19 protein-coding genes are annotated in these 23,955 nt (G+C 54.8%); 5 read left to right on the forward strand and 14 right to left on the reverse strand.

The window, feature by feature from the left end:
* Nucleotides 1-324: 324 nt before the first annotated feature.
* Nucleotides 325-2,409, reverse strand: coding sequence for a methyl-accepting chemotaxis protein (locus tag ACQYWX_RS09415; RefSeq protein ID WP_431688596.1), 2,085 nt, complete (start codon nt 2,407-2,409; stop codon nt 325-327).
* A 299-nt stretch (nt 2,410-2,708) separates the two neighbouring features.
* Between ACQYWX_RS09415 and ACQYWX_RS09420 the strand changes: the two genes are divergently transcribed.
* A complete protein-coding gene (locus ACQYWX_RS09420) occupies nt 2,709-4,691 on the forward strand; it encodes a methyl-accepting chemotaxis protein (RefSeq protein WP_431688597.1) in 1,983 nt (660 codons plus the stop codon).
* Nucleotides 4,692-4,777: 86 nt separating this feature from the next.
* Nucleotides 4,778-5,197 (forward strand): hypothetical protein, encoded by a 420-nt coding sequence (locus ACQYWX_RS09425; RefSeq protein WP_431688598.1) that lies wholly within the window; start codon nt 4,778-4,780, stop codon nt 5,195-5,197.
* Here the strand turns inward: ACQYWX_RS09425 and arsJ are convergent, their stop codons facing one another.
* The 7 genes from arsJ to ACQYWX_RS09460 form a co-directional block, all read right to left on the reverse strand.
* Nucleotides 5,198-6,439: an organoarsenical effux MFS transporter ArsJ gene (arsJ, locus tag ACQYWX_RS09430; RefSeq protein ID WP_431688599.1), complete on the reverse strand. Its 1,242-nt coding sequence runs from the start codon at nt 6,437-6,439 to the stop codon at nt 5,198-5,200.
* Between the two features lie 25 nt (nt 6,440-6,464).
* Nucleotides 6,465-7,466: an ArsJ-associated glyceraldehyde-3-phosphate dehydrogenase gene (locus ACQYWX_RS09435; protein WP_127969540.1), complete on the reverse strand. Its 1,002-nt coding sequence runs from the start codon at nt 7,464-7,466 to the stop codon at nt 6,465-6,467.
* A gap of 53 nt (nt 7,467-7,519) precedes the next feature.
* The gene (locus tag ACQYWX_RS09440; RefSeq protein WP_431688600.1) at nt 7,520-7,990 is read right to left on the reverse strand and encodes an ArsI/CadI family heavy metal resistance metalloenzyme; all 471 of its coding nucleotides are present in this window, start codon (nt 7,988-7,990) and stop codon (nt 7,520-7,522) included.
* A 55-nt stretch (nt 7,991-8,045) separates the two neighbouring features.
* Nucleotides 8,046-8,393: a metalloregulator ArsR/SmtB family transcription factor gene (locus ACQYWX_RS09445; protein WP_431688601.1), complete on the reverse strand. Its 348-nt coding sequence runs from the start codon at nt 8,391-8,393 to the stop codon at nt 8,046-8,048.
* Nucleotides 8,394-8,642: 249 nt separating this feature from the next.
* Complete coding sequence (locus ACQYWX_RS09450; protein WP_431688602.1) at nt 8,643-9,524, reverse strand: DMT family transporter; 882 nt, start codon at nt 9,522-9,524, stop codon at nt 8,643-8,645.
* 93 nt (nt 9,525-9,617) lie between these two features.
* A complete protein-coding gene (locus ACQYWX_RS09455; RefSeq protein WP_431688603.1) occupies nt 9,618-10,100 on the reverse strand; it encodes a methylated-DNA--[protein]-cysteine S-methyltransferase in 483 nt (160 codons plus the stop codon).
* Entirely contained in the window at nt 10,093-11,547 is a 1,455-nt protein-coding gene (locus ACQYWX_RS09460; RefSeq protein ID WP_431688604.1) for an AlkA N-terminal domain-containing protein, read from the reverse strand. The genes ACQYWX_RS09455 and ACQYWX_RS09460 overlap by 8 nt, the downstream gene beginning before the upstream one ends.
* Nucleotides 11,548-11,706: 159 nt before the next feature.
* On the opposite strand from ACQYWX_RS09460, the gene ACQYWX_RS09465 reads away from it, so the two are divergent.
* Nucleotides 11,707-11,943, forward strand: a complete 237-nt coding sequence (locus tag ACQYWX_RS09465) for a TIGR02647 family protein (protein ID WP_011398411.1) — start codon at nt 11,707-11,709, stop codon at nt 11,941-11,943.
* A gap of 66 nt (nt 11,944-12,009) precedes the next feature.
* On the opposite strand, the gene ACQYWX_RS09470 is transcribed toward ACQYWX_RS09465, so the two are convergent.
* Together ACQYWX_RS09470 and ACQYWX_RS09475 are read right to left on the reverse strand one after the other, a co-directional pair.
* A complete protein-coding gene (locus tag ACQYWX_RS09470) occupies nt 12,010-13,629 on the reverse strand; it encodes a PEP-CTERM sorting domain-containing protein (RefSeq protein WP_431688605.1) in 1,620 nt (539 codons plus the stop codon).
* Nucleotides 13,630-13,797: 168 nt separating this feature from the next.
* Entirely contained in the window at nt 13,798-15,042 is a 1,245-nt protein-coding gene (locus ACQYWX_RS09475; RefSeq protein ID WP_431688606.1) for a methyltransferase, read from the reverse strand.
* Between the two features lie 203 nt (nt 15,043-15,245).
* Between ACQYWX_RS09475 and ACQYWX_RS09480 the strand changes: the two genes are divergently transcribed.
* Nucleotides 15,246-16,511 carry a uracil-xanthine permease family protein gene (locus ACQYWX_RS09480; RefSeq protein ID WP_216737113.1) on the forward strand — a complete coding sequence of 422 codons (1,266 nt, stop codon included), beginning with the start codon at nt 15,246-15,248 and terminating at the stop codon, nt 16,509-16,511.
* A 105-nt stretch (nt 16,512-16,616) separates the two neighbouring features.
* On the opposite strand, the gene ACQYWX_RS09485 is transcribed toward ACQYWX_RS09480, so the two are convergent.
* The 3 genes from ACQYWX_RS09485 to ACQYWX_RS09495 all read right to left on the reverse strand — a co-directional run bounded on the left by ACQYWX_RS09485 (nt 16,617) and on the right by ACQYWX_RS09495 (nt 22,756).
* Complete coding sequence (locus ACQYWX_RS09485) at nt 16,617-17,000, reverse strand: hypothetical protein (RefSeq protein WP_216737112.1); 384 nt, start codon at nt 16,998-17,000, stop codon at nt 16,617-16,619.
* Between the two features lie 29 nt (nt 17,001-17,029).
* Complete coding sequence (locus ACQYWX_RS09490; RefSeq protein ID WP_431688607.1) at nt 17,030-20,419, reverse strand: FecR domain-containing protein; 3,390 nt, start codon at nt 20,417-20,419, stop codon at nt 17,030-17,032.
* A gap of 333 nt (nt 20,420-20,752) precedes the next feature.
* Nucleotides 20,753-22,756 carry a CHASE2 domain-containing protein gene (locus ACQYWX_RS09495; RefSeq protein ID WP_431688608.1) on the reverse strand — a complete coding sequence of 668 codons (2,004 nt, stop codon included), beginning with the start codon at nt 22,754-22,756 and terminating at the stop codon, nt 20,753-20,755.
* A 100-nt stretch (nt 22,757-22,856) separates the two neighbouring features.
* On the opposite strand from ACQYWX_RS09495, the gene ACQYWX_RS09500 reads away from it, so the two are divergent.
* Complete coding sequence (locus tag ACQYWX_RS09500; protein WP_216737109.1) at nt 22,857-23,507, forward strand: Crp/Fnr family transcriptional regulator; 651 nt, start codon at nt 22,857-22,859, stop codon at nt 23,505-23,507.
* 25 nt (nt 23,508-23,532) lie between these two features.
* Here the strand turns inward: ACQYWX_RS09500 and ACQYWX_RS09505 are convergent, their stop codons facing one another.
* The gene (locus ACQYWX_RS09505) at nt 23,533-23,844 is read right to left on the reverse strand and encodes a hypothetical protein (protein ID WP_431688609.1); all 312 of its coding nucleotides are present in this window, start codon (nt 23,842-23,844) and stop codon (nt 23,533-23,535) included.
* Between the last annotated feature and the right edge of the window lie 111 nt (nt 23,845-23,955).

Raw genomic sequence — 23,955 nt, forward strand, 5'->3', positions numbered from 1 at the left:
ATGTCTAGGGAACCTCTGAAAAACTACCTGCGGCCGCCATTACTGCGTCAAAAGTCGCCTCAAAATGCTCATTTATTCACGATAAACTGCGCTTTTTCGCCGACTTTTTCCTTGCACTGGCGGCCTCGCCAACGTTTTTCAGAGGCTCCCTAGATTTGAAAAGCCATGTCCCGAATAAACTAAGGAACCTCTGAAAAACTACCTGCGGCCGCCATTGCAGCGTCAAAAGTCGGCTCAAAATGCTCATTTATTCACGATAAACTGCGCTTTTTCGCCGACTTTTTCCTTGCACTGACGGCCTCGCCAACGTTTTTCAGAGGCTCCCTAAGTCTTGAAGAAACTGAGCTTGTCATCCAGCGAGTCCGCCATATTGACCAACGACTCGCTGGTGGCGGCGGTTTTGTCCGCCATGGAGGCGTTGCGATGGGTGATATCCTTTAGCTGTTCCAGCTGGGTGAACACGTCGCGAATCCGGGTGGTTTGCACTGCATTGGATTGCGACACGCTGGAAATTCTGCCGCTGACTTCTTCAATGCCTGCGGCGATGGTTTTTAACTGCTCCGCCATTTGCGAGACCTGATCGGAGCCATTGCCCACGCCAGTCACCGCCAGTTCGATCAGGTTTTTGATGTCTTTGGCGGCGTCCGCGGAACGCTGCGCCAGGGCGCGCACCTCCGCCGCCACCACTGAGAATCCTCGACCTTGCTCACCCGCCCGGGCCGCTTCGACGGATGCATTCAGCGCCAGCAGATTGGTCTGGAAGGCGATGTCGTTGATAACCCGAATAATATTGTTGATCTTCTCGCTGGATGACTTGATGGAAGACATCGCCTCCAACGTGGTGGCGGATACGCTAAGGCCGAGCTGCGCCTCTTTGGCGGCGGTTTCGGAGACATTGCGCGTGGCGTTGGCCAGTTCAGAGGTGTTGTCCAGTTCTTCCCGCAATTCTCCAATCAGACGCGTTGCGCTTTCAATTGCAGAGGCCTGCTCCTCGGTGCGGCGGGATAAATCTCTGGAAGCGCTGGAGACCTCGCCGGTGCTGGCGGTGAGGTTTTTACTGTCGGAGCGGCATTGAATGGCGATCTCATGCAGTGACTTGATGGTCCGGCGCAGGTGTTCCTGTAATTCGCCGAACTGCCCGGGTTGTTTGTCCCGGGTCTTCAGGTCCAACTGACCCTGGCTCAGACGGCGGAAACTTTCTTCCAGCCTGGCGAAGCTGGAGGCCAGCGTCTCCAGTGTGTCATTGATCGCTATCTTCAGGTGATTGAGGTCGCCAGGGAAGGATTCTTCAATACGGTCGTCAAAAACCCCTTCGCGCATCGCCTGAAGTCGTTCCTGTACGAGGCGAATCGTGTGCTGGAACTGCTCCACGGCTTTATTGACCAGCGTGAGGGTGCGCGCGAATTCGCCTTGGGTGCGATGGTCCTCTTCCAGTGTGGTCAGGCGACCTGCGGCCATGGCCTCCATGACGGAGTTGATGCGGCCCATCGAACGCCCGGTGACGGCGATGGAGTGATTGATGTGCTCGCGCAACTGTTGCATATCACCTTTGTATTCGGAAGTGATGGGAGAATTGAAGTCGCCGTCGCCGAGTTTCTTCACGGAATCCCCGGCTTCACCGATAAATTTTTGCCAGCGATCGAACAAGTGATTGGTGGCGTTGGCCACTCTGCCCAGTTCGTCTTCTCGCACGCTCTCGATACGACGGGACAGATCGCCGCTTTCCTCAACGTCCAGCAGCACTTTTTCAATCTGGGACAGTGGCAGGCTAATGCTGCGTATGATCACCAGGGAGCAGGCGATGACCAGTGCAATGATCGCCAGAGCGATGATCAGGCCCGCAATCAGGCTGCTTTGAAACTCCGCTTTGATATCGTTCACATAGGCGCCGGTCCCCAATACCCACTGCCAGGGAGCGAATCCCTTCACAAAGGAGAATTTTTCCACGGGTTTGTCGAAACCGGGTTTGGGCCAGAAATAGTCAACCACACCTTCTCCGTCTGCTTTCACTTTCTCCGCAAACGCCACGAACAGGGCTTTGCCGTTGGGATCTTTGATTCCCGTGGCGTCTTTGCCGTTCAGTTCGGGTTTGATGGGGTGCATCACCACGTGGGGGTGGTAGTCATTCACCCAGAAGTAGTTGCCATTGTCGTAGCGCAGTTTGGAGATGTCTTCCAGAGCCCGGGACTTCGCTTCGGTTTCTGTGAGTACGCCATTTTGGAAAGACTGGTAGTGGCTCTCAATGATGGAATACCCGCTTTCCACCAGATGGCGGAGTTCTTTTTTGCGGGCTTCTTCCAGCGTTTTGTAGTGAGTGTAAAGCGCCAGAATCAACAGGATGAGCGTGCCTGCAATGGCGACTGCAATAAGAGCGTACATCTTTTGGCGCACGGAGATCGTATTCAGCATTAGAGCGACCTTCTCGGGTTCCTTGAGTGTGTTTAAAAGTCTAGGTCAACCCGGACGCAATTCAATTGGACGCTGCGGTTGCAAGCGGGTAATGGCGAGCTGTTCTATGACTCGAAAGTCGTCTGCAATGGCAGGATTAAGAGTGTTTGTAATCCTTTTGTCATAATCCGTTTGTATGTTGATATAGGCTTGCTTGTACTATTGTTTCTTTCCAACACGCCGCGATTTTGAAGGTTCATGTGACAGATGAAACTTCAGTAAAGCGGTCTTATCTTGTGATTGCTCATAGGGTCGTTGTTTTGCCTGGTCGTCAATTTTCCATACTTTTCATCAGTAGACTGAACACCTTTGTGTTAATGGTGGTGTTGCTGGCGATGGCTGGCGTGCTGGCTTTCAGCATGTATCGGCTGTCTTTGCCTGAACAACTGAATCTGGCCTACCAGGATACCCGCGCCACGGTAAACGAAACCCTGGCGGGACAACTCAACGGTTATCTCTCCACGGGGGAGGCGACGCTGCTGACCGCTATGGAAGGCACGGTCCGCGAGCTAAATGAGGTAAAGCTGGCGCAGTTCCCTCCGGATATCCAGACTGCGATTGCGGCGCCGCTGCAGACGTTGTCCGAATTCATGCGCACGGATCTGCGAGCCTCGGGCAAGCTTTCCGGCAATACCCAGCAATTACTGCAACAGAATGAGCGGGAGATTTCCGATCAATTGTCACTGCTGTCCGGATACGCCCGAAAGGGCATGGAAGAGAAGCCTGAGGCGGCGGGGGAATACTTCGTCAAGATCGCCGCCGCCTATGAAAGCCTGTTGGGGCTGAGTGAAAAGCGCGAAAACTACTTCAGAACTTCTGACGCCAGTCTGTATGAGACGGTCACCAACAGTCATCGCCAACTGGTGGATAACATCGCTGCGCTCGCGGGACTGGAGCCCCTTGGCGTGATGAGTGAGAACGAAGCAGACGACTTTCTCAGTATGCTGACGGGCGAGAGCGGGTCGGATGCTGAGCAATACGATCTGGTGGAGGACTATCGCAGTGAGCTGCAAAGTTTGTCCGGACGCTATCTGCGAGAGTTGGATAACACCCGTCAGATCATTGAGAACATCCATAACTCGCATGTGCGGGCGGAACAGCTGCTGACCGCGCTAACCTCGGCGATCAGCGACGTTCGCGCGGTTATCGACGCTCAGCGCGAACGCATTGTGCAGTCGGTGTATTGGGCCCTGGGCGTTTCTGTAGCGACAGTAATGATTCTCGCATTAGTGTTTGCATTCATTCAGGCGCGCATCGCCCGGCGCATCCAAGCGATTACGCCTTCTCTCAGGGCGCTGGCGAATGGGGACTTCACGGATAAACAGCGGATATCTTCCAGAGTGAAGGAAATTGATAGTCTGGGCCGTTCCAGCAGCGAGTTGCGCGATTATCTGTCGCAACTGGCCCGAACCATTACGGATCAAGCCAGCAGTGTGGTGGCGGTCAGCGCACAGATGAAGGCGCTGTCCAGCGCGTTGACGGATAAAATCGATGCACAGAATGACCTGGCGGCCATGTGCGCCACGGAAGTCAACGAAATGAGCGCCTCCATTCGCGATGTGGCGCAGACCACTCAGGACGCTTCTGATTCCGCCTCCCGCGCGACGGAGACGGTGAAAGCCGGGCAGCAAGCCATGGCGGCGGCGATCCAGGGAATGAATGACCTGCAGGACAGTATCGGCCATAGCAACGCCGTCATCGCACAGCTTCAGAAGGACAGTCAGGATATAGAGAAAGTATTGGCTGTCATTCAGGGCGTCGCCGAGCAGACGAATCTCTTGGCGTTGAATGCGGCGATTGAAGCCGCCCGCGCAGGCGAAATGGGGCGGGGTTTCGCCGTTGTTGCAGATGAAGTACGCCAACTGGCCCAGCGTACTTCCAGCTCCACCGACGAAATTCGCAGCATCATCGAGAAAGTGATGCGCGGCGCCAATGCGACGGTAGAGCTTATTACACGGCAAGACGCCATCTCTCGCGCAGCGGCCGAGAAAAACCAATTATCCGGCCAACAGTTACGCGAGGGCGAGAGCGCCGTCGCCACGATTTATCAAATGAGCACCGTTATCGCCTCCGCCACTGAACAACAATCCACAGTGACGGACAGCGTCAACCAGCACATTCAGAAAATCTCCAGCCTCAGCGATGAAAGCCGCCGCGCCGCCGAAGAAGGCGAACGCTGCAGCGAACAACTGGTCGCCATCAGCGGGCAATTGCAGCAGTTGGTGGATAAGTTGAGCTTATAGCGGGTATATTGCCCGCTCTGTTGTCACAGGTTCTGAACACAAGCCTCGTGGCGGCGTCATAAGCACTCAACTATACGCGACAGGCAATGAATCAAGACGAAATCCGCCAGCTGATTATTCAATCCGCCGACGCCAGAGGCTACACCAATCGCCTATTAATAAAAGAACTGCGGTCGCAGCTGACGCCATGCGATCCTTCCGAGTTATTTAATGGTTTGTACAGCCTGTTTCTATCCGACGACAGCAATTACAAAAATCGACAAGAACTGGCTGGCAGGCTGCTGTATAAGCTATACCCCCGGTTGCACTTAGATCTGCGGCGGGTGATAAAAGACTGCTTGGCGACCTACTACATCTGTGTGCAAGAGCTGCCGCTATATCTGGTCTTGCTCTGCGGCATAGAACGCGTTGTGATGGTCGTGAATGAACTGGCTGCGACGGAACTGACAGAAAGAGAAAGAATCAGCCTGAATGTTTTCAAATTTTGGCTGGGTATGGAGGACTGATCACTCCGATACGCCCGAACCCGCGTTGTCCGCCTTATAGGATTTATGTCGCGGCAACCACAACGATATCACCGCAGTCGTCGCGATAAAGCCGGCGGAGGTCCATAGGCAGGCGGCCAGTCCGGCGGTTTGGAACAGCCAGCCTGACAGGAGGGTTCCACATAGCCGTCCCAGGGCGTTGGCCATGTAGTAGAAACCGACATCGAGGGAGACGCCGTCTTCTTTGGCGTAGCTGACGATCAGATAGCTGTGTAGCGAGGAGTTGACGGCGAAGACGGCGCCGAACGCCAGCAGGCCCACGACGATGGTTGGACCGGGTGGAAACTGCAAGTACAGACCGGCGGCGATAACCGCAGGCGTCGCCGCCAACGCAGCGGCCCAGACGGTTGCGTTGACGCCGTCAGGCGTTGCGCCTGCGGTCAGCCTGGGGGCGATGGACTGTATGACGCCGTAACCGATAATCCAGGCGGCGAGAAAACCGCCCACTCCCCAGAAATCCCATCCCAGTTGCTCGCTGAGAAAGACGGGCAGGGCGACCACAAACCACACATCTCGTGAGGCAAACAGAAACAAGCGCGCTGCGGACAGAATATTGACCGCTCGGCTTTGCGAAAAAATATCCTTGAACTTGGGTTTGTTCTTCGCTTTGCCCATGTCCTGCTTCAGCCAATACAGGCTGGCGATCCAGATCACCATGATCGCTATCGCCATGCCCGCCACGGACCCACGAAATCCGGCCAGCGCCAGCAGGGCGCCGCCAAGAAAAAATCCGACGCCTTTCAGCGCATTTTTGGAGCCAGTCAGCAGCGCCACCCACTTATAGAGTTTGCTCTGGGCGTTGGCGGGGACCAGTAGTTTGATGGCGCTTTTGGCGCTCATCTTATTGAGGTCTTTGGCGACGCCGGACAGAGCCTGGGCGCTCATTACCCAGGGAATGTTTAACCAGGAAGACGGAACTGTCAGCATGGCCAGGGCGATGACCTGTAACGCCAACCCCAGATTCATGGTGCGGTTGAGACCGATGCGGGCGCCGAGCCAACCGCCGATCAGGTTGGTGACGACGCCGAAAAACTCATAAAAGAGAAACAGCAGCGCGATGTCCAGAGGCGCATAGCCGAGCTGGTGAAAATGCAGCACTACCAGCATCCGCAACGCGCCATCGGTCAGAGTGAACGCCCAGTAATTACCGGTGATCAATAAATACTGACGCACCTGCGGCGACAGGCTGGCGATGATGGACATAACGACTTCTGCTCCCAAGGTCCCGCTATGCTGCGCCGACCATGCGCGCCAGCTCTACCGTGCGGTTGGCGTAAGCCCATTCATTGTCATACCACGCGTAGACTTTCACTTGCGTCTCGTTCACCACCATGGTGGATAAGGCGTCGATGATGCTGGAGCGAGGGTCGGTGCGATAATCAATGGACACCAGCGGGCGCTCCTCATAACCGAGGATGCCCTTCAGTTCGCTCTCCGCGGCCTTTTTAAACAGCGCATTCACTTCTTCCACGGTGGTGGGCTTTTCTACTTCGAATACGCAGTCAGTGATGGAAGCATTGGCCAGCGGGACGCGAATGGCGTGCCCATTGAGGCGACCCGACAGCTCGGGAAAAATTTCCGTGATGGCGGTGGCGGAGCCGGTGGTGGTTGGAATCAGGCTCATGCCGCAGGCCCGGGCGCGTCGCAGGTCCTTGTGAGCGGCGTCGAGAATGGTCTGCGTATTGGTGATGTCGTGAATGGTGGTGATGGAGCCGTGGCGTAAATGCAGGTTTTCATGAATGACTTTCACCACGGGGGCCAGGCAATTGGTGGTGCAGGATGCGGCGGTGACGATGCGATGCGCTTGCGGAATGAAACAGTGATCATTGACGCCCATCACCACATTCAAGACGCCTTCTTCTTTTACCGGCGCGGTAACCACGACGCGTTTGACGCCCTGAGCAAAGTAGGCCTGCAGTAACTCTTTCTTGCGCATCTTGCCGGAGGCTTCGATCACAACGTCGCACTCGGACCAGTCTGCGCCGGGAATGGCTTTTTCCGCACTGAGAGCAATGTGCTTGCCGTTGATGTCGATACCATCATTGCTCGCTACGGCTTCGTGCGCCCAGCGGCCGTGGACGGAATCAAAATTCAGCAGGTGGGCGTGGGTCGCCGCATTGCCGGCGGGGTCATTGATCCTTACAAACTCCACCTCGGGCCAATCCCAGGCGGCCCGAAGCGCCAGACGACCAATACGGCCAAAGCCGTTGATGCCGATTTTTATTGTCATAACCAACTCCTGTTTGTGTTGTTTATCCAGCGGTATGGCGATGTCTGCAGACTTTAGCAGCAGGAACGGGCGCTGTCGGGTTTTATCGTACTGGCGCAGCAGCTTTTTTGCGCTGATGTAGCCATCGCTTCCTGCTTGGCGGCGCTTGCGTCGCCATAGGTGGGAATGTCTTCCAGACTATGAAAAGCTTCCCAGGCGACGCCGTCTGGGTCGATGGTCCAGTGTTTGTTGGAGCGGGCGTAGCAACAAGCGGCGCCTTCTTCCTCCGTCATGGGGCGTCCGGCGTCTTCCATTACCTGTCGCACCTGATCAAGCTCAGCTTCGCTCTCCACCTGGATGCCCAGGTGGTCCAACCCCTGTTTGGCGGAACGATTGGATATGGCGAAGTTGACCCGGGGATCATCCAGTTTCCATTTTGCGTAGTCGTCTTTAAGGATAGTCGGCTCAGCCGCGAACAGGCGCGAATAAAAGCGGACGCTGGCTTGCAGGTCATCGACGCTCAGGTGTACATGCAGTCGTTTCATGTCGCTCTCCTTATATATGTAAAAAGATATATATTTGTTGGGGTAACCACCGGCGTTAGTCGCAGCAGGCGGAACTGACGCCGGGCCTTGCGCACATGTCAGCGAGCCTGCTCCTGACCTCCTGCATAAACGCCTCATTACCTGAAGCGGTATGTTCCAGGGTGGCTTTTATCCAGTAGGGCAGGGTTGGATTCAGTCGATAGTAGACCCACTGCCCGCGCTTGCTGTCCAGCAGCAGGCCGGACTTGCGGAGCTGCGCCAGATGACGAGAGATCTTCGGTTGAATTTCCTGTAAGGCGTGAGTCAACTCACACACGCATAACTCGCCTTCGCTTTGTATCAGCAGCATCAGGCGCAAACGGGTTTCATCCGCCAGACACTTAAAGAATGAGACGGGAGACATGACAATTTCCTGTTTCGTATATGCGGAATATCATATATACGAAATTTCATATGTGTCAACGCCAATGAGCTGGAAAGATAAGCACGGAAAGTCGCAAAACGTGAGGTATGTGATAAGAGGAGAAGAGGAGAAGAGAATAAAGCAAAGGGAGAGGAGAAGTAGAATGAGATAGAAAATAAAAAGAGATAGAAAGGTGAAAAGGTAAAAAGAAAGGGCGCTGCTACGAGCGCCCGGAGGTAAGTCCAGCCTCTACTGCGCCGTCGCCAGCTTCGGCTTGATCAAACTGTTGGTCAGCGCCGTGCCAGCGAACACCACAAGGCAGCCGCTCAGCATATAAATAGTGACTGGCTCGTCGAGAATGACATACCCCCAAAACATCGCGAATACAGGAATCAAATAGGTCACGGTAACCGTCTTGGTAGGACCGATACGCGAGAGCAGGCCATAGAAAATAATGTACGCCAGAGCCGTGGAGAAGACCCCCATAACGATCACTGAAGTCCAGGCGGCCATGGAAATATCCCCTTGCGGCATATAACTCCAGGTGAACGGCGCCAGCGCCAGGGCGGCGGCGATCTGGCTGGCGGCGGCCAACACCATGGGCTGCACACCGGTCATGAAACGCTTGGTGTAATTGGCGGAGAAGCCGTAACTGAGCGTGGCGGTCAAGGCGGCCATAATCGCCAGGGTTGGTCCGCTCAGTGAGAACTCGCCTTTGCTGACGATCAGAATGGATACGCCAAGAAAGCCGATTAACAGCCCGACTGTTTGCCAGCGGTTAAGCCAGTCCCCCAGCCAGAGCGCGGCGATAATAGCGCTCCATAAAGGCACGGCGGCGTTCAGAATGGAGGTGAAACCGGCGCTCACGTGCAGCGTGGCGAATCCCAACAGGACGAAGGGCAGAGCGGAGTTGCTCACTCCCAGAAAGATATAGTGGGGCACATGGGCCCAGCGCACTTGATGTCGATATTTGATCAGCATAATGGGCGTCAGGCAGAGCGCGGCGATGGTTATGCGCAACTGCACCATCGCTACCGGACCGAATTCCGGCGCTGCGATACGCATGAACAGGAAGGAGGCGCCCCATAATCCTGCGAGGGCGAGCAGGTTGATCAAGTCTTTCTTTTCCATAGTCGACGCTCATACTGATACGGCTAAAGATGACAACATGCCTTCTTTTGCAAGCCAATGATATAGTTGGAAATATCCGGTTTTTGATAGGGCTCAGAGCGGTGCTTTTTCCAGCTCTAAAAGCGCCTGTTTTCTATTCAATCCACCGGCGTAACCGGTCAATGAACCATTGCCGCCGATGACGCGGTGACAGGGAATAATGACGGAGAGAGGGTTGCGTCCCACCGCCGCGCCGACCGCTCGCGTGGCGCGGGGGCGACCCAGAAAGTTGGCGATCTGCTGGTAGGTGGAAAGTCGCCCGGACTCGATATCCGACAAGGCGCGCCATACCTCCTGCTGAAACGCAGTGCCTTTGGGCGCCAGCGGGAGATCGAAACGCTGTAACTGGCCGGCGAAGTAGAGTTCAAGCTGGCGCGCCGCTTCCTGCAGAACGACGCAATCGGGATGATGGCGCCACGCTGGCGTCAGCTCCGGGTAATATTTCTGGCCATCGAAATAGCAGCCGGTAAGCTCGCCATTCTGAGCGGCCAGACGGACGCGCCCCAAAGGCGAGTCGATATCGATATAGTCAATCATGGGGTGTCTCCAAACTTCTCCATAAATGCATGACGGCGTAACCTCGCCATGGCCGCCAATCTTCAGCCGTCAGCGCAGCCAGTTTAGCGTCCACGCCGCCCAGGGCTTTACGTACGCCCACATCGGAGGCGGGAAAGCCATCGGGCCAGGACATGGCGCGCAAAGCGATATACTGGGCTGTCCAGTCGCCGATGCCTGGAATGGCGTGCAGCCGTTGTATTTCCTGCTCCACATTGGTGGCTGGAGTCAAGGTCAAATCCCCTCGCAACATCGACGCGGCGATCTCCTGAATGGCGCGAACCCGCGTTCTGATCACGCCAAGAGAGGCCAGCTCCTCAATGGGCAGGTCGACCAGCGATGCTGCACTGGGGAAGGCGCGGTGAATCTCCGGGAATGGGGTTTCAATAGGCTCGCCGAATTTGTCCACCAGCCTGGCCAGTAATGTACGCGCCGCCGCGACGGTAATCTGCTGTCCGATAATGGCGCGTACGGCGATTTCAAAACCGTCCATGCCGCCGGGAATGCGCAGCCCAGGTTCGTTTTGCGCTAAGGTCCCCAGCACTTTATTGATCTCCTGCGGGACGCAGGAAACATCGAAAAAGGCGCGCAGACGGTTGATGAGGTAGCCAATGTGGCGGCTGAGCGTACTGTCCAGACGAATGCGAATACGGGCGGCGTCTGCTTCATGGCTGGCTTCAAACCAGCCCACGGCGGAGTCCTCTCCCGCCTCGACTCGGACAATCCTGCGATAACGTCCGTCGACGACCGCGTCCACGCCGGCGATGGTCCTGGCGCTGAGAAAGCTGAGCAGGGCGTCCCAGGCGTACGGCGGACGGTAGGGCATCTCAAAACTGATCATCTCGCTCTGTGTGGGCGTTGAACGACGTCGCACTTTGGATGGGATCAAACCATAGTGCTTTTGAAACAGGTCATTAAAGCGGCGGGTGCTATTGAACCCAGCCGCCAGCGCCACATCCGTCATGGACAGGTCGCTCTCTGTCAGTAGCTGTTTGGCCAGCAGCAGGCGATGTGTTTGCGAATACTGTATGGGCGATACGCCAAACTCGCTCTGAAACAGGTCGCGCAGATAGCGGTCGCTGACGCCAATCCGCGCAGCCAGTTGCGCCAGTGAACGTCCACGCAGAAATCCTTGTTCAATCAGATTGGAGGCGGCGCGGGCGAGCTGCCGCTTACTATCCACCGCCGCGAGCCCGGGAGCGAGTTCCGGCCGGCATTTCAAACAGGGCCGGAAGCCGCCGTTCTCCGCTGCTGCGGCGCTTCGGAAAAACAGCGTGTTTTCTTTTTTCGGCTTGCGAACGGCGCAGACAGGTCGGCAGTATACGCCGGTGCTGGTGACGCCGACGAAAAAGCAGCCGTCGAAGCGGTGATCTCTGCTGATCAGAGCGTTGTAACAGGTGTCGTGGTCGAGGTTGGCGTTTGTCTTCATAGAGGCTATGCTAATCCTCAACACGAAGCCTGTCTCGCCATTTTCGGAACTGTTGTTTTTTCATTCCCGACAGACCGTTTTTCACTTCAGGCAGTTCGTTGTATTATCCGGAAAACCGGTCCCCGCAATTGCGCTGAATGATAATAACCAGGAGCTTATATGGCCTACACGCCCGAGCTGATTGATGAAATCGAGATCCTCGCTAAATACAATCTCACCACGACCCAGGAAGGGTTGAAAGTGCACCAGACTGCAGGGCAGAAAATGGTGACGGCGGCGAAAAGGCTGCATGCGAAAGGGCTGATCACCCAGGCGGACGGCGGCTACCTTACCAGCCTCGGCCACGACGCGGCGGAACACGCCCAGGCCCTGCTGACTATATTGAAGCCGGTTTGATGTGGCTGTATTAACGTGAAACAGATAAAGAAAAAGCGCCCCTCGGGGCGCTTTTTTGATGGAAAATCAGGCAGGCTTCCTTCTTCTCAGAAGAATCAAACTCGCTGACAAACCAAAAAGCGCGAGTGTACCTGGCTCTGGGACTGGTACTTGGTTCGCAACCACTTTTAGAACCAGGGTTTCATAGTCGGCGCCGGCTATGATTTCCCAAGCCCAACCCATTCCTCCACTCAAACCAGGGAAGGAAAAGTCACTAAACTCACCGACGATAGATGTCGCGCTGAGCAGGTTGAATGCATCCCCTAACTTTGGCTTGAAGGCGTCTTCAAGTTGAACTGTGACAAAGCCATCCAAAGCCGCTGTTCCGTCGATTGCTAGCGCAGCAGTGTCGTCGCTGAGCATCCAGTCGCCGATGGTAATGGACAGAACGCTGGCGCTGTCTTGCGTATAGTTGCCATTCAGCGCCAGTGAGCCGCCTTTGGACTCAATACGACCGCCTTCTTTGTTTTTCAGCTCTCCGACCATTTGGCCGTGACCGGAAATGGTTCCGTTGTTGTCAATAAATTGGGCCCCAAAGCTTCCATTTGAAAGGTTCACTTTCATATGACCAGATACCCAGCCTGAAGAGTATCCAGTAGTGCTTAGGTCACCAAAAACGCCGCCGTTAGTAACGTTAACTTCGCCGGAGAATTCGATAGGTGAATAGGGGTCGTACAAACCAATGCTGTTAAACTCAAGCTGTGAACCGGCCCCGTCAATATTAATCGTACCGCCACCGGCTAACATGCCCGCTTGGGCATAGGCGCCATCTCGATAGGTCAGTTCACCGCCAGCGCTAAGGTAACCGCCATGATAAATACGTGTGTCTGGGCCTTCCGCGGTAAATTTACCGCCAATAAAGGAGTCTGACAGGCCGGCGTAAGCTCCATTGGTAAAGAGGGCGACGCCATCATCTTGGTAGAATGCAGAAGAAAGACTTAAAGATGAGTTGTCAACGACCAGACTGGCTTCGCCACGTTGCTGTAAATAAAGTCCCTCAATTCCAGAATGGTCTTTCATGACGATTGAGCTGGATTTCCCCTCCATTTCCACCGCCAGATTAACCCACGATAGTTGGCTATGATTCATAACCATTTCGGAAGAGCCGCCAGCTGAACTCTTAATTGAGGTTAACGGAGGGTTATGGCCGCTCGGATTGTCTTGAAAAAGGATTTGTCCGTTATTGAACGTCAAACTTGTGTTTTCCCCACCTGTTCCGCCAATGGTGAGGTTTTTTTCGATTGCAAAGCTATTCTCTATCGTCAATTGGTCGTTGCGGACTTCTACACTTTCGATGGTGGTAGCGTCGCTATCATTAAACGTGACTGTATAGGGACTGGCTCCGCCTGTATTGAAAACTGCTGTATCGCCAGACTTTGGAGTTACTCCGCCTTGCCAGTTAGAGGCGTCGGAAAAGGCTCCATTTACAGGCCCTTTCCATTCGATGACTCCAGCGTTGGACAATGATGGAATGCTCAGGAGCAAAAACGGCAGGACTGAATATGTCCGTATGGGTTTCATTGAAACACCTCCAATGTGGCAGGTTATTCTTAGTAGTGGATTTGGTTTTAAATAATGCGCTTTAAAGCGCTTTTCCTGATTAAAACCCGGCAGTAATCGAATGGCGGAAGTATCTCTCCATGACACTGTGCGGATCTGTCCTCAGCAAAGTAACGTACTGAATTAGGACTAGAATATAATGCAAAATATATTCCATGATTGTGTGTTGTTTTGCATTTCATGGAAATAACATTTGTATGGATTGGCGTGGATGGCGATATGTGTAAAGTATTCAATACAAAATGCCGTTCTTTACTACAACAGTTGTCCTTTTATCAGAATATTTCTCGGCGTTATCTCGCGACTACAAAACTCCCGCATTGTCACTTCATAGCCCCGTTCTTGCAGAAATAGCGCGCGATCCAGCGCCAGCCAGATTTCCAGTGGGCGGCGAAACAGATGTCTCACCAGTTCTACTCTGCGTACTTCGCGATAACGTGAACGGCCGGCTGCCGCGAACTGGGCGTAGTCGATGTCCTTGGGCAGGGTGAGTTGTTTTTCCTGCGCAGCCCATGCGCAAAAGGTGGTAAAGTCGCCATTCAGCATTGCTTTGGGAAGCGATGGCGTAGGGAGGTATTCGTCTTTATTGCGTAACTGACGTTGTAGTACGTCGAATCCCAGACGCCATTGGCTTTCTTTCTCTCGCTGCGCGCGCTCTTTCGCTGAGGCAGTGACGGTTTCCTGCACCGCCAGGGATACGTCTTTCAGGGACAAGGTTAGACTGGCCCGACGGGCGGTCTCGGAGAGAGGTTGATATTGCTCGCCAAGACAGAGTTTGTGATAGCAGCATGGGGCAATGGCGACGCCATCCGCCGCACTGTCCACACCGGCGCGCAACAGGTTGACGTGTAACTGCCCACAGGCGTGCAGGCCCAGGCGCCACCCGCCGCGATAGGCTTCTTTGCTGGAATCGAACGGCTGTAGCAGGTCCTGTCGAACATAGTGGATCGGCAATTGTTGTTTATCCGCCAATGCTTGTCCGCTTTCACATAATTGCGCGTCCAATTCAAAGCAGCACATTGTTACCTCGTTGGCGCCGGCGATGGCGCGAGCGAGGTGACCTTTGCCTGAACACCAGTCGTGGACTTGTCCGCTCAGTGGCGGAAGGGCGGCGGCGAAGGCGGTAACTTGGCGCCACTTCCGTCCGGGCGCATGCAAGGCGTCAAAAGGTGAAAACGTCAAAGGGCGACTTGAAGCGGCGGCTAACTCACTGGCCCGTGACAACTCCGACAGCCAGGGCAGCAATGGTTGCGCGATTTCCTGAAACCGGGCTGGCTCGGCGGAGCAGACATCGACTTCTGCATCAGACAGGCAGCTGATCGCGTTATAGAGTTCCGGATGCAACTGGCGCCAACTCGGATGAGTTGTTTCAAAGGGGCGTGGTTTCCAAAAATAGTCATGCTCGGCGAGCAGGGCGTCGAGGGACTGGAAGCGTTGAAGTAGATCCAGATCGCCCCGCTCAGAAGCGGCGTCAGGATGTAGCGGAACAGCGGCTGACATTTAGTTTAATAATTGATCAGATGAAAGGTGCGCAGATTTTATAGCGAATTTGGGGTTTGGCAAGCGAAATGTGAATGCCTGATAACGGGAAAGTCCTTGTTGGAGAGGCGTTTCGCCGTGACCTTGCGCGCGCCTTTCGTTATATTGCACGGGTTTTGCTTAAGCCAAAAAACACACTCGCTTTTTCAGGTAGGAAAATATCCATGATGAGTACGACCGATCCGCTTTGGAAACAGGCGCTGGCTGGCGCGCAAATGCTATTTGTGGCATTCGGCGCACTGGTGTTGATGCCTCTCATTACCGGACTTGATCCCAATGTCGCATTATTCACCGCTGGCGTCGGCACCTTGCTGTTTCACCTGATTACCGGCGGGCAGGTTCCTATTTTTCTGGCCTCCTCATTTGCTTTTATCGCGCCGATTATGGCGGCGAAATCCACTTTCGGATTGCCCGCCACCATGGGAGGGCTGATCGCCGCCGGCTTGACCTACATGATTTTGAGCGCAGCGGTGAAGTTCAGAGGAACCGGCTTTCTGGATCGGTTATTGCCGCCAGTGGTGGTAGGGCCGGTGATTATGTCTATTGGTTTGGGGTTGGCGCCGGTGGCCGCCAATATGGCGATGGGCAAAAGCGGCAATGGCGCTCTGCAGCTGGTCCCCTATGAAACGGCGTTGATGATTTCTCTGCCCGCACTGGCGTTGACATTGATAGTGGCGGTCATGGGCAAGGGACTACTGCGTTTGTTGCCGATATTATGCGGCGTGGCGTTTGGATATGCGTTGTCGTTGGCTTTTGGTGTGGTGGACATGACGGCGGTAGTCAACGCCAACTGGTTCGGATTGCCCGCTTTTGTGGCGCCGGAGTTCAGTTGGGGGGCGATCCTGTTCATGATCCCCGTGGCCTTGGCGCCTGCCGTGGAGCATATCGGCGACATTCTGGCGATCAGCTCGGTCACTGGTAAAAACTACCTGCAAAAGCCGGGCTTGCATCGCACCCTGCTTGGCGATGGCGTGGCCACTTCTGTCGCGGCGGCGTTTGGCGGGCCACCCAACACGACCTACTCCGAGGTGACGGGCGCTGTCATGCTGACCAAAAACTACAATCCTAAAATTATGATCTGGGCGGCGGTTATCGCTGTCGCGCTGGCGTTTATCGGCAAATTCGGCGCGGCGTTGCAGACGATTCCGGTCCCGGTGATGGGCGGCATATTGTGTTTGCTGTTCGGTTCTATCGCTGCGGTGGGAATGAATTCACTGATTCGCCATCAGGTGGATTTGAGTGAAGCCCGTAACCTGGTGATCGTCGGCGTCACGCTGGTGTTCGGGATTGGCGGCATGGTGATCGGAGATAAAGATCTGGGGCTGAAAGGCATTTCACTTTGCGCCTTCGTCGCCATTATTCTGAATTTGTTGCTGCCGATGCCCGCTGGGCGCAAGGAGCATATTGAGCGTGTAGAGGATATGATCTGACTTTGTCTATATCGACAGGACCTGCGTATGTCAGGTCCTGTCCCCCATTGATTACCGACGCGCAGGCGCTTCTATGCGCCCGCCAAATCTCTTGCCAGACTAAAGTTAATGGGTGTGAGGAATGGGTACATGATAGATATCGCCACCCACTTCCAGCACATAATATTCCGGCGAGCCTCTGTAACGCATAATCATCATGGACTCGGCTGACTCAATATAGTGAGCTTCCACTTTAAGGGGCAGTTTTGCGTTAGGACGCATTTCCTCGCCTTTTTCGTTCAGTACGACCATTCTGCCGTCATTGGTCATCGTAATTCTGAATGATGCGTATTTGCCGACATTCTTGGGATCATGTCTTTCCCCGGTATTCGGATGGTTGGGGAAGTTGGGATCTCCGTCGCTGGGCTTGGTTCCGGGAGTATGAGCGCAGGCGCTGAGGGAAAGGGAAGATCCCAGCGCGAGGGTGTAAAGTAAGTTCATCAATCTCATTGTCGTCTCCTTGTTTTTTCATTTTTTATTTAGAAAGACAGCTGTATGCGGCTGTATAGAAATCTTTTCGGGTAATACCCCGGATAATCCAACTCACTGTTCAGAATTTCTTTGTTTTTATCGAAGAGGTTATCGACGCCAAACTGCAACTCTCCGAAACGGCGCGGCAGTTTGTAATCGAGGCGAACATTGAAGGTCCAAAGATTGGCGTCAAAGTCTCTTTGGTCACCTGAGGCGAACGACGCTTTTACTTTCTGGTCGGTGTATATGCTCTCCATTCGCATAGAGAAGTGTCTGGGGAGATAGAGTGTGACGCCTAATGGAAGACTATGTGTTTTCACTCGGTAAATAGATCCTGTGCCAAACTGCTTGTCTTCTAAATCCTGGTCTTCATATTCGTAGGCGATATCTACCGTCGCGGACGGAGAGAGGACGCCAAAGTAGTAGAGTTTGTAATTTTCAAATTCATGATGCGGCCTTTCAGGTTCTGCCTGCAGAAGTTTGGGATGGATATCCACGGTGCGCCGCATCGCTTCCAAGCCGGCGCCGAAGCGGCCGCCCAGCTTATAATCCGTTGCTGCAGCGTAGGTCTTTACATCTGAACCGTTGGGGTCGTCATACAACTGATTGAAACCGAGAATTTGCGCCGGTTCGATGGTGCGGTCAGCGGCAATATCGCGTTTGAGGGATCTAAATGTCGCTAATCGGAAAGTAAGTTGTTCAGTTGGCGTGAATTCAACGCCGATCTTGGGGGACCATTGTTTAACTTCGTCAGTGGCGCTGTCGCTAATATCGATATCCGGTAACGGGAATGGAAAATCAAAGAAAGTGTTGCGCGCTACTTCAAGCCGCAAGTTATCGTAGGCGGCGCCAATTAATAGAAATACTGATTCTGTGGGCTGGATTCCAAAATAGGTATATAGATTTCGGTGGGTGATGTCGTCGTCGCTATTGATATATCCAGTAGGATTCTGGATGTTCGTTTTCGTTTCAATCGAAGCCCTGCCAGCGCCGATTTGAGCATAGAAGTTTGAGGCGGTATGGATATATTGCACCTCATAAGTACGCGGCTTGCGGTCTGAAAAGGTATCTGCCGCAGCCAGCGCTTGCTCTTCCTCAAACTTCTGGCGAATAGCGGAAAACAGCCAGCTATTGTGATTGTCCAGGCGGCTGGCTAAGCCAAATCTGTAGGTTTTCGTGTCGACACTCCGGTCCTCGGGCTCTGCGTCTGGCTCAATGGATTGCAGCTTAAATAAATGATCATCTTTCTCAGCCTTCCGCGCTTCCAACTGAATGCTGATGGAAGGATGAATCTGCCACTGCAAAAGCCCATTGTAGATATCCTGTTCCTGATCCAGTCCGTTACGAAAGCCATCGCTTTCATAGTGATACTGGCCGAAGCTGGCGCTCACCGGGCCCTGTAAACCGGAGACGACGATGTCTTCTCCCCAGGTGTCGTCGCTGCCGACGAAGCCATTGGTCAGGCCGTAAACTCCATCTTGTAGAAACAAGGGATGGTATTCGTTGACGCCGCTGCGTGAGGGCCCAAGTCCTTCCACGATAGGCAGTCCAGTCTCGTAGAGTTGCGGTTGCAGCGGATAAGCAGTGATAGGTTGCCAGAGCTGCGCCTGCATGAGTTCGGAAACCCGGGCGGCCTGATGATTGGGTTGCGACAGGTAGCGATCTGCGAGCAAACGATGGCCATCGGCGCTGGTCGGATCTTGCCTGAGCGCTTCCCATCCTTCCAAAAGCACCGCCTGATCGAAGCCTGCTTCACCGTATGCGCGAGCCAACGCTGCGCTACGGGCGGCGGAGTCGCTTTGCAGCAGCCCGTCTGAACGGTAGACGGCGCGATTGCGGTTCAGTTGTTTGGATCGCTCCAATTCTTCTATGGCGCCAACGGGGTCATTGCCGAAGAGTTTGTTGACGCCGTCGTAGAAATACGGCGTCGGGTCCTGCGGATCGCGCTCTTTCGCCAGTAGCCACTGCTCGCTGGCGTCGTCGCTGCGTTTTTCTTCGAAATAGGCGCGCCCCAGGTAGCTGCGTAAGACAGCGTTGTTGGGGGACAGACTGACAGCGACTTCGAGGTCGTTGCGTCCGCTCTCCAGATCGCCGCCGCGCAATTTGCTCAGCCCCAGACCCAGCCATGCGTCAGGAACGCCAGGGTCTGCTTTGATCGCGCTTTGGAAATGAGCGTCAGCATCAGCCAGTTTGTGTTCAAACAACGCGATAAATCCCGCGGCGATTTGCGCTTGAGGATGCGTGGGAGCGATTTCCGTTGCGCGTCCGGCGGCATATTTGGCGTCGCTATATGCGCCGGAAGTAAGCTCAAGCTCAGCCAGACGGGTCCATGTGATGACGCTCTGAGGGGCGGCCACCGTCGCTCTTTCCGCGGCGGCAATGGCTTCCGGCAGATTTAAGTTGGCCTGCCAGGCGTAAGAGAGGGCGAGCTGTGCGGACGGGCTGTCAGCGCGCAGGGCGATGGCGTCCTGCGCCAGTTGCAACGCCTGTTGAGACTGACTGTTGACCGCAGCGAGCACGGCTTGCATGGCGAGGGCGAGATGCCCCTGGCGCGGATCATTTTGCAGGGGCTCCAGGAGGTTGCCTGCTTCCTGCTGTTGACCGGACGTTAACAGTATCGCCGCCTGCGCAAGCCTTAAGGACGGTTCGTTGCCTGAATCGGCGCGTAACGCCTGTAACGCTGCATCCGGGCGATTGCGATCAATCATCTCCTGGACTTGAGACAGTGTGGCGGCGCCAGCGCTGTCGCTCATGGCGGCCAGCTCCTTCAGCACTGTGCCTGGAGGGTAATAAATCGCCCAGGCAACCGTGTCCTGCGTATTCACCTTTAAACTGCGCAGGTGCGCGCCTGTATCGCTGCGCGCCTGTTCGCCCTGAGTCAGTCGCAGGCGTGCCGTGTCAGTGAAAGCCAGCACTTTGCCTTCGATCACGGTGACGGAGCCGCCTTGCGTCGCTTCTACGACAAACTCAGTGCCTTCCACCATGGCGTTCACGTAGGGGGTGTCGACTTCAAAGCGGTTGACGATTCGGCTGAGAAAATGCGCGACGCCTTGCTTGAGCTGCACCCAGAAACTTTGTTTCTCGACGTTGTCGGGAAAGCGCATGATGGCGCTCTGGTTCAGGCGCATGTAGGTGTTGTTGCGCAGATAGATGGAGGCGCGACTGTTTTGCCCTGTGCGCAGGGTATCGCCGGGGCAGAGATATTGATCGGGCGTCAGCGAGGTCCAGGCTTGTTGGGGGAGTGACTTTTCCAGCGTTCCCTGTACGGCGATGACTTTGCCCATCCAGTCCGCGCAGGGAGGGGCGGCGACGGAGGTTCCTGACAGCGTCAGGCTAAGGGAAAACAATGCTCCGCATGAAACACGATACGGCAACTGGCCACGCAGCAATAGGCCCACGGCGAACTCCTTAACGGGTACCGCATTTATTATTGATGTTCAGGCTGACAACTGCGTGAGGACAACACGCCGGATTTAAGAAACAGCTTCCGGCAAGCTCAATATCCGCCCAGATATATGACTATGTTTTTATATGGATGCGGCTCCAATGTTTGGAAGTTATCCCTAAGGATTAAATCCGGATACAGAGGAGATCATCCGTCTTTTGGCTTATTCAACACTTATGAAAGTGTCGCATAGTCATGTAATTATTCTGAGAGGATTGTAGCAGTAAATCCAGGCATTAGTGCCGGTAATTCAGTGGAAAAATTCCAATAAACTCATATAAATGGACTAGGCCTTGCTGAGTTGGGAAACAAATTCCGGTGGGCCTTTATATGTTGACTGTGAAGATATTGCATCACATTGGCGCAGATAAAATTTGCATACGGAATCGGCGCTATTTTCGTGCAGACGCGCAAAAATAACTCGCGCTTGCGCGATGTCTCCGAGGTCCAGGCAACGCAACGCTTGCCGAAACGCGAGTTCATTATCATGACTCCAGTTGTCCTGCATCAGGCTGAACAGGGCGACGGGATGCAGTTTGCCCTGTAGTAGAAATCGTCCCAGGGCGCGAAGTGAATGGGTATCCGCGCAGGCTTCGCTGATCAGCGTGTCCGTTCCCAGTAATTTATTGGCGTTTTCAATGCGCGACGTTGTGTTGACGATGTCCCCCATCGCCCGGTATTCGAAGTGGTCGGAAGCGCCGAAATGACCCAATACCACTTCGCCCGCATGCAGGCCGATGCGGGTGGGGAGCGGCGAGTCCGGATACTGTTGATTGAACAGGTCGATGGATGCGCGCAACGCCTTTAATGCGGGCTCGATTGTCGTCCATGTCTTATCGGTAGGGATATGCGGCCAAAGCGCGATCACCCCATCGCCCGCCACATCGGAAATGATGCCGCCATGCTGGCGAATTGGCGTGAGCACCGCCTGGTAGTAGCTATCCATGATTTGGCTCAGTCGCTCCGGGGACACGTTTTCAGACAGCGCTGTATAGCCGGCGGCGTCGGTTGCGAGGCACACGCCGAATAGTTTTTGCTGTTGCGGTAGTCCGGGCTGGCTGGCCAGACGCTTAATTTCATGCGCCGGAATATAGCGGCCAAAAGCCAGCTCCAGACGACGCTTCTGCTGGTCGATAATCTGCACGCGCCGCCATACCCCATGCAGCGCCGCAGCAGGAGTCAGCGCCAGGATAGGCGTCATCCACGGAAGCCAGACATAACTCTGTACAAACAACGCGTAGGCCAATGTCATGTAGCCTGCGGCAAGCAAACACAGCAACAGCAATCCACGTCCGGGAGAGGCGATATTGCTTAATGCGAACGCCAGCGCGGCGTAAAACAGCGTTGCGATGAACCAGACTCCCAGGTGATAACGCACCGCGCTGTTTTCCTGCAGATTGGCGTAAGCGGTGGCGGCCAGCTCTACGCCGCTGATGTCCAGGCCGGTGTCTGGCGTGAAGGGGGTATAAAAGCCGTCGCGCTGGTCGGGCTGATACTCCGCTGCATAGCCGATGAAGACCGTGGCGTCCCGTAAGAGGTCGGCGTAATCATCGGGGCGGGCGAGGAGATGCTCCATAAAAATGGTGGGTATGGATCGGGGCGGGCCATAAAAATTATACAGCTGCGATGGTCGTAGCTCCTGTAGGCGGGCGATGGAGTCCTCGCGATCTGGGGCGCGTTGCAACAGCGCCGCCGCCGGCATCGCCCAGCGTGGCGGGTTGGCGGGCTGAAGTAACCAGAAGCGGCTGATCTTGGAAGATACTTTCGGCAGTGCGAAAGGCGCTGTCGTCGCTGCTGCGCTTGCAAACAGGGGGAGCGGCTCGCTAATGCTGTCCGCAACAATGCGGCGACCATCCACGTTGGTGATGCGGCGCATGCTGAAAGCGAACAGCGCCACCTTGCCGCTACGGGTCATAGCGTCGGCGAAGCGTGCGTCCGCCGCGGGGTCACGGGCTTCTCTGAAATAGATATCGAACGCAATCAAACCGACCTGTTGTGCGTCCAATGTGTCCACCAGCTCCCCGTAAACCGACCGGGGCCATTCAGTGAGGCGGGCCGGGACCTGCAGGTAGGCAGCGGTGTTTTCCGTGATCGCTATCACCGCTACTTTGGGAGGAGGAGCGCGCTCGCCACGCAGGTGAAACAACGTATCCAGTCCGAAACCTTCCTCCATGCTCTGACCAACCGGCGTCATCAGGCCAAGCGCTAAAAGCAGGCTCAGCAGCAAGGGCGGCAGCCACATTTTCAAGTGCTGTCGAAGAGGCGGACGGTATCGTGTCTGTTCAGACATCTGATTAATTTTTACGGAAAAATCACTCACTAGCGCGTAACATATAAAACATAGCCGGGGACGGCGTAATAAGAAAAAATGATGTCGGAGCTAATACAGTATGAGTCTTTTATCGCAGATTCCACTTTTCTCCGGGTTCGACGCTGAACAACTCCAGCAATTGGAAAAGCATGCTGTTTTTCGGTGTTTCCAGAAAAACAGTATTGTCATTACGGAAGGCGACCGCAGCGACTCCCTTTATATCATTGTCTCAGGACGGGTTAGAGTGTTCTGTAGCGATGAAAACGGCAAGGAGGTCATTCTGAACGACCTCAAAGCCGGCGAATATTTCGGCGAATTGGCCCTGTTCGATGACAAAGAGCGCTCGGCTTCGGTGATGGCTACCGAACCTTGCCGCTTTCTGATGTTGAACAAATCCAGCCTGTTGGAAGCGTTCAGGCAGACGCCCGATCTTGCCTACAACCTGATTATTCACCTCACCCAACGCGTGCGCGCACTGACCAATAATGTGAAAAACCTGGCGCTGATGGATGTCTACGGCAGGGTCGCCAGCACTCTGCTACAGCTGTCGGAGCGCAAAGGCGACCGCCTGATTACGGAGATTCCGCTGACGCAGCAGGAGATCGCCAACCGGGTCGGCGCCAGTCGGGAGATGGTCTCGCGCATCATGAAAGATCTTGAGATAGGCGGATATATCAAGGTGGAGAAAAAGAAAATCGTCATTAACGACGCGCTGCCGGCTCACTACTGAGCCGGCGCGCGCAGTTCCTCGTCCTTCAAGGCGTTATTAGCGGCGTGGCGGTCCTTTTGTTTTGCGCCCATAGCTCCAGAATGGCTTCGTCACTGATCAGCGGCGGGTAGCGTAGGTAATCGGTGGTTAAAGCGACCGGGCGCAGTCCGGGCTGTACGCCTGGGAGGGCTCCGGGGGCTTTGTCTTGGTCGATTGCATTCTCCAGTGCGTAAGCGTTGGTCTGGATTACAGGAGGATGTTTATCGTCACTGATGGACATCCTTTCAAAGGCGATGCTTGCGGCGACGGCGCAAAAGAGGGCGACGGCGACCAGTGGCGCATCTATATAGACTTTCATAGGACGGCTCTTTTTGTAGTTGCTACTACTCTCGGAAGTTGAAACTCTGGATCAGCGTTGAAATTGCAATAGTTATTAGAGCAGCGGATGCAACAATCCTCTGTAACACAA

It is taken from the genome of Hahella sp. NBU794, from assembly GCF_050749805.1.
Lineage (GTDB): Bacteria > Pseudomonadota > Gammaproteobacteria > Pseudomonadales > Oleiphilaceae > Hahella.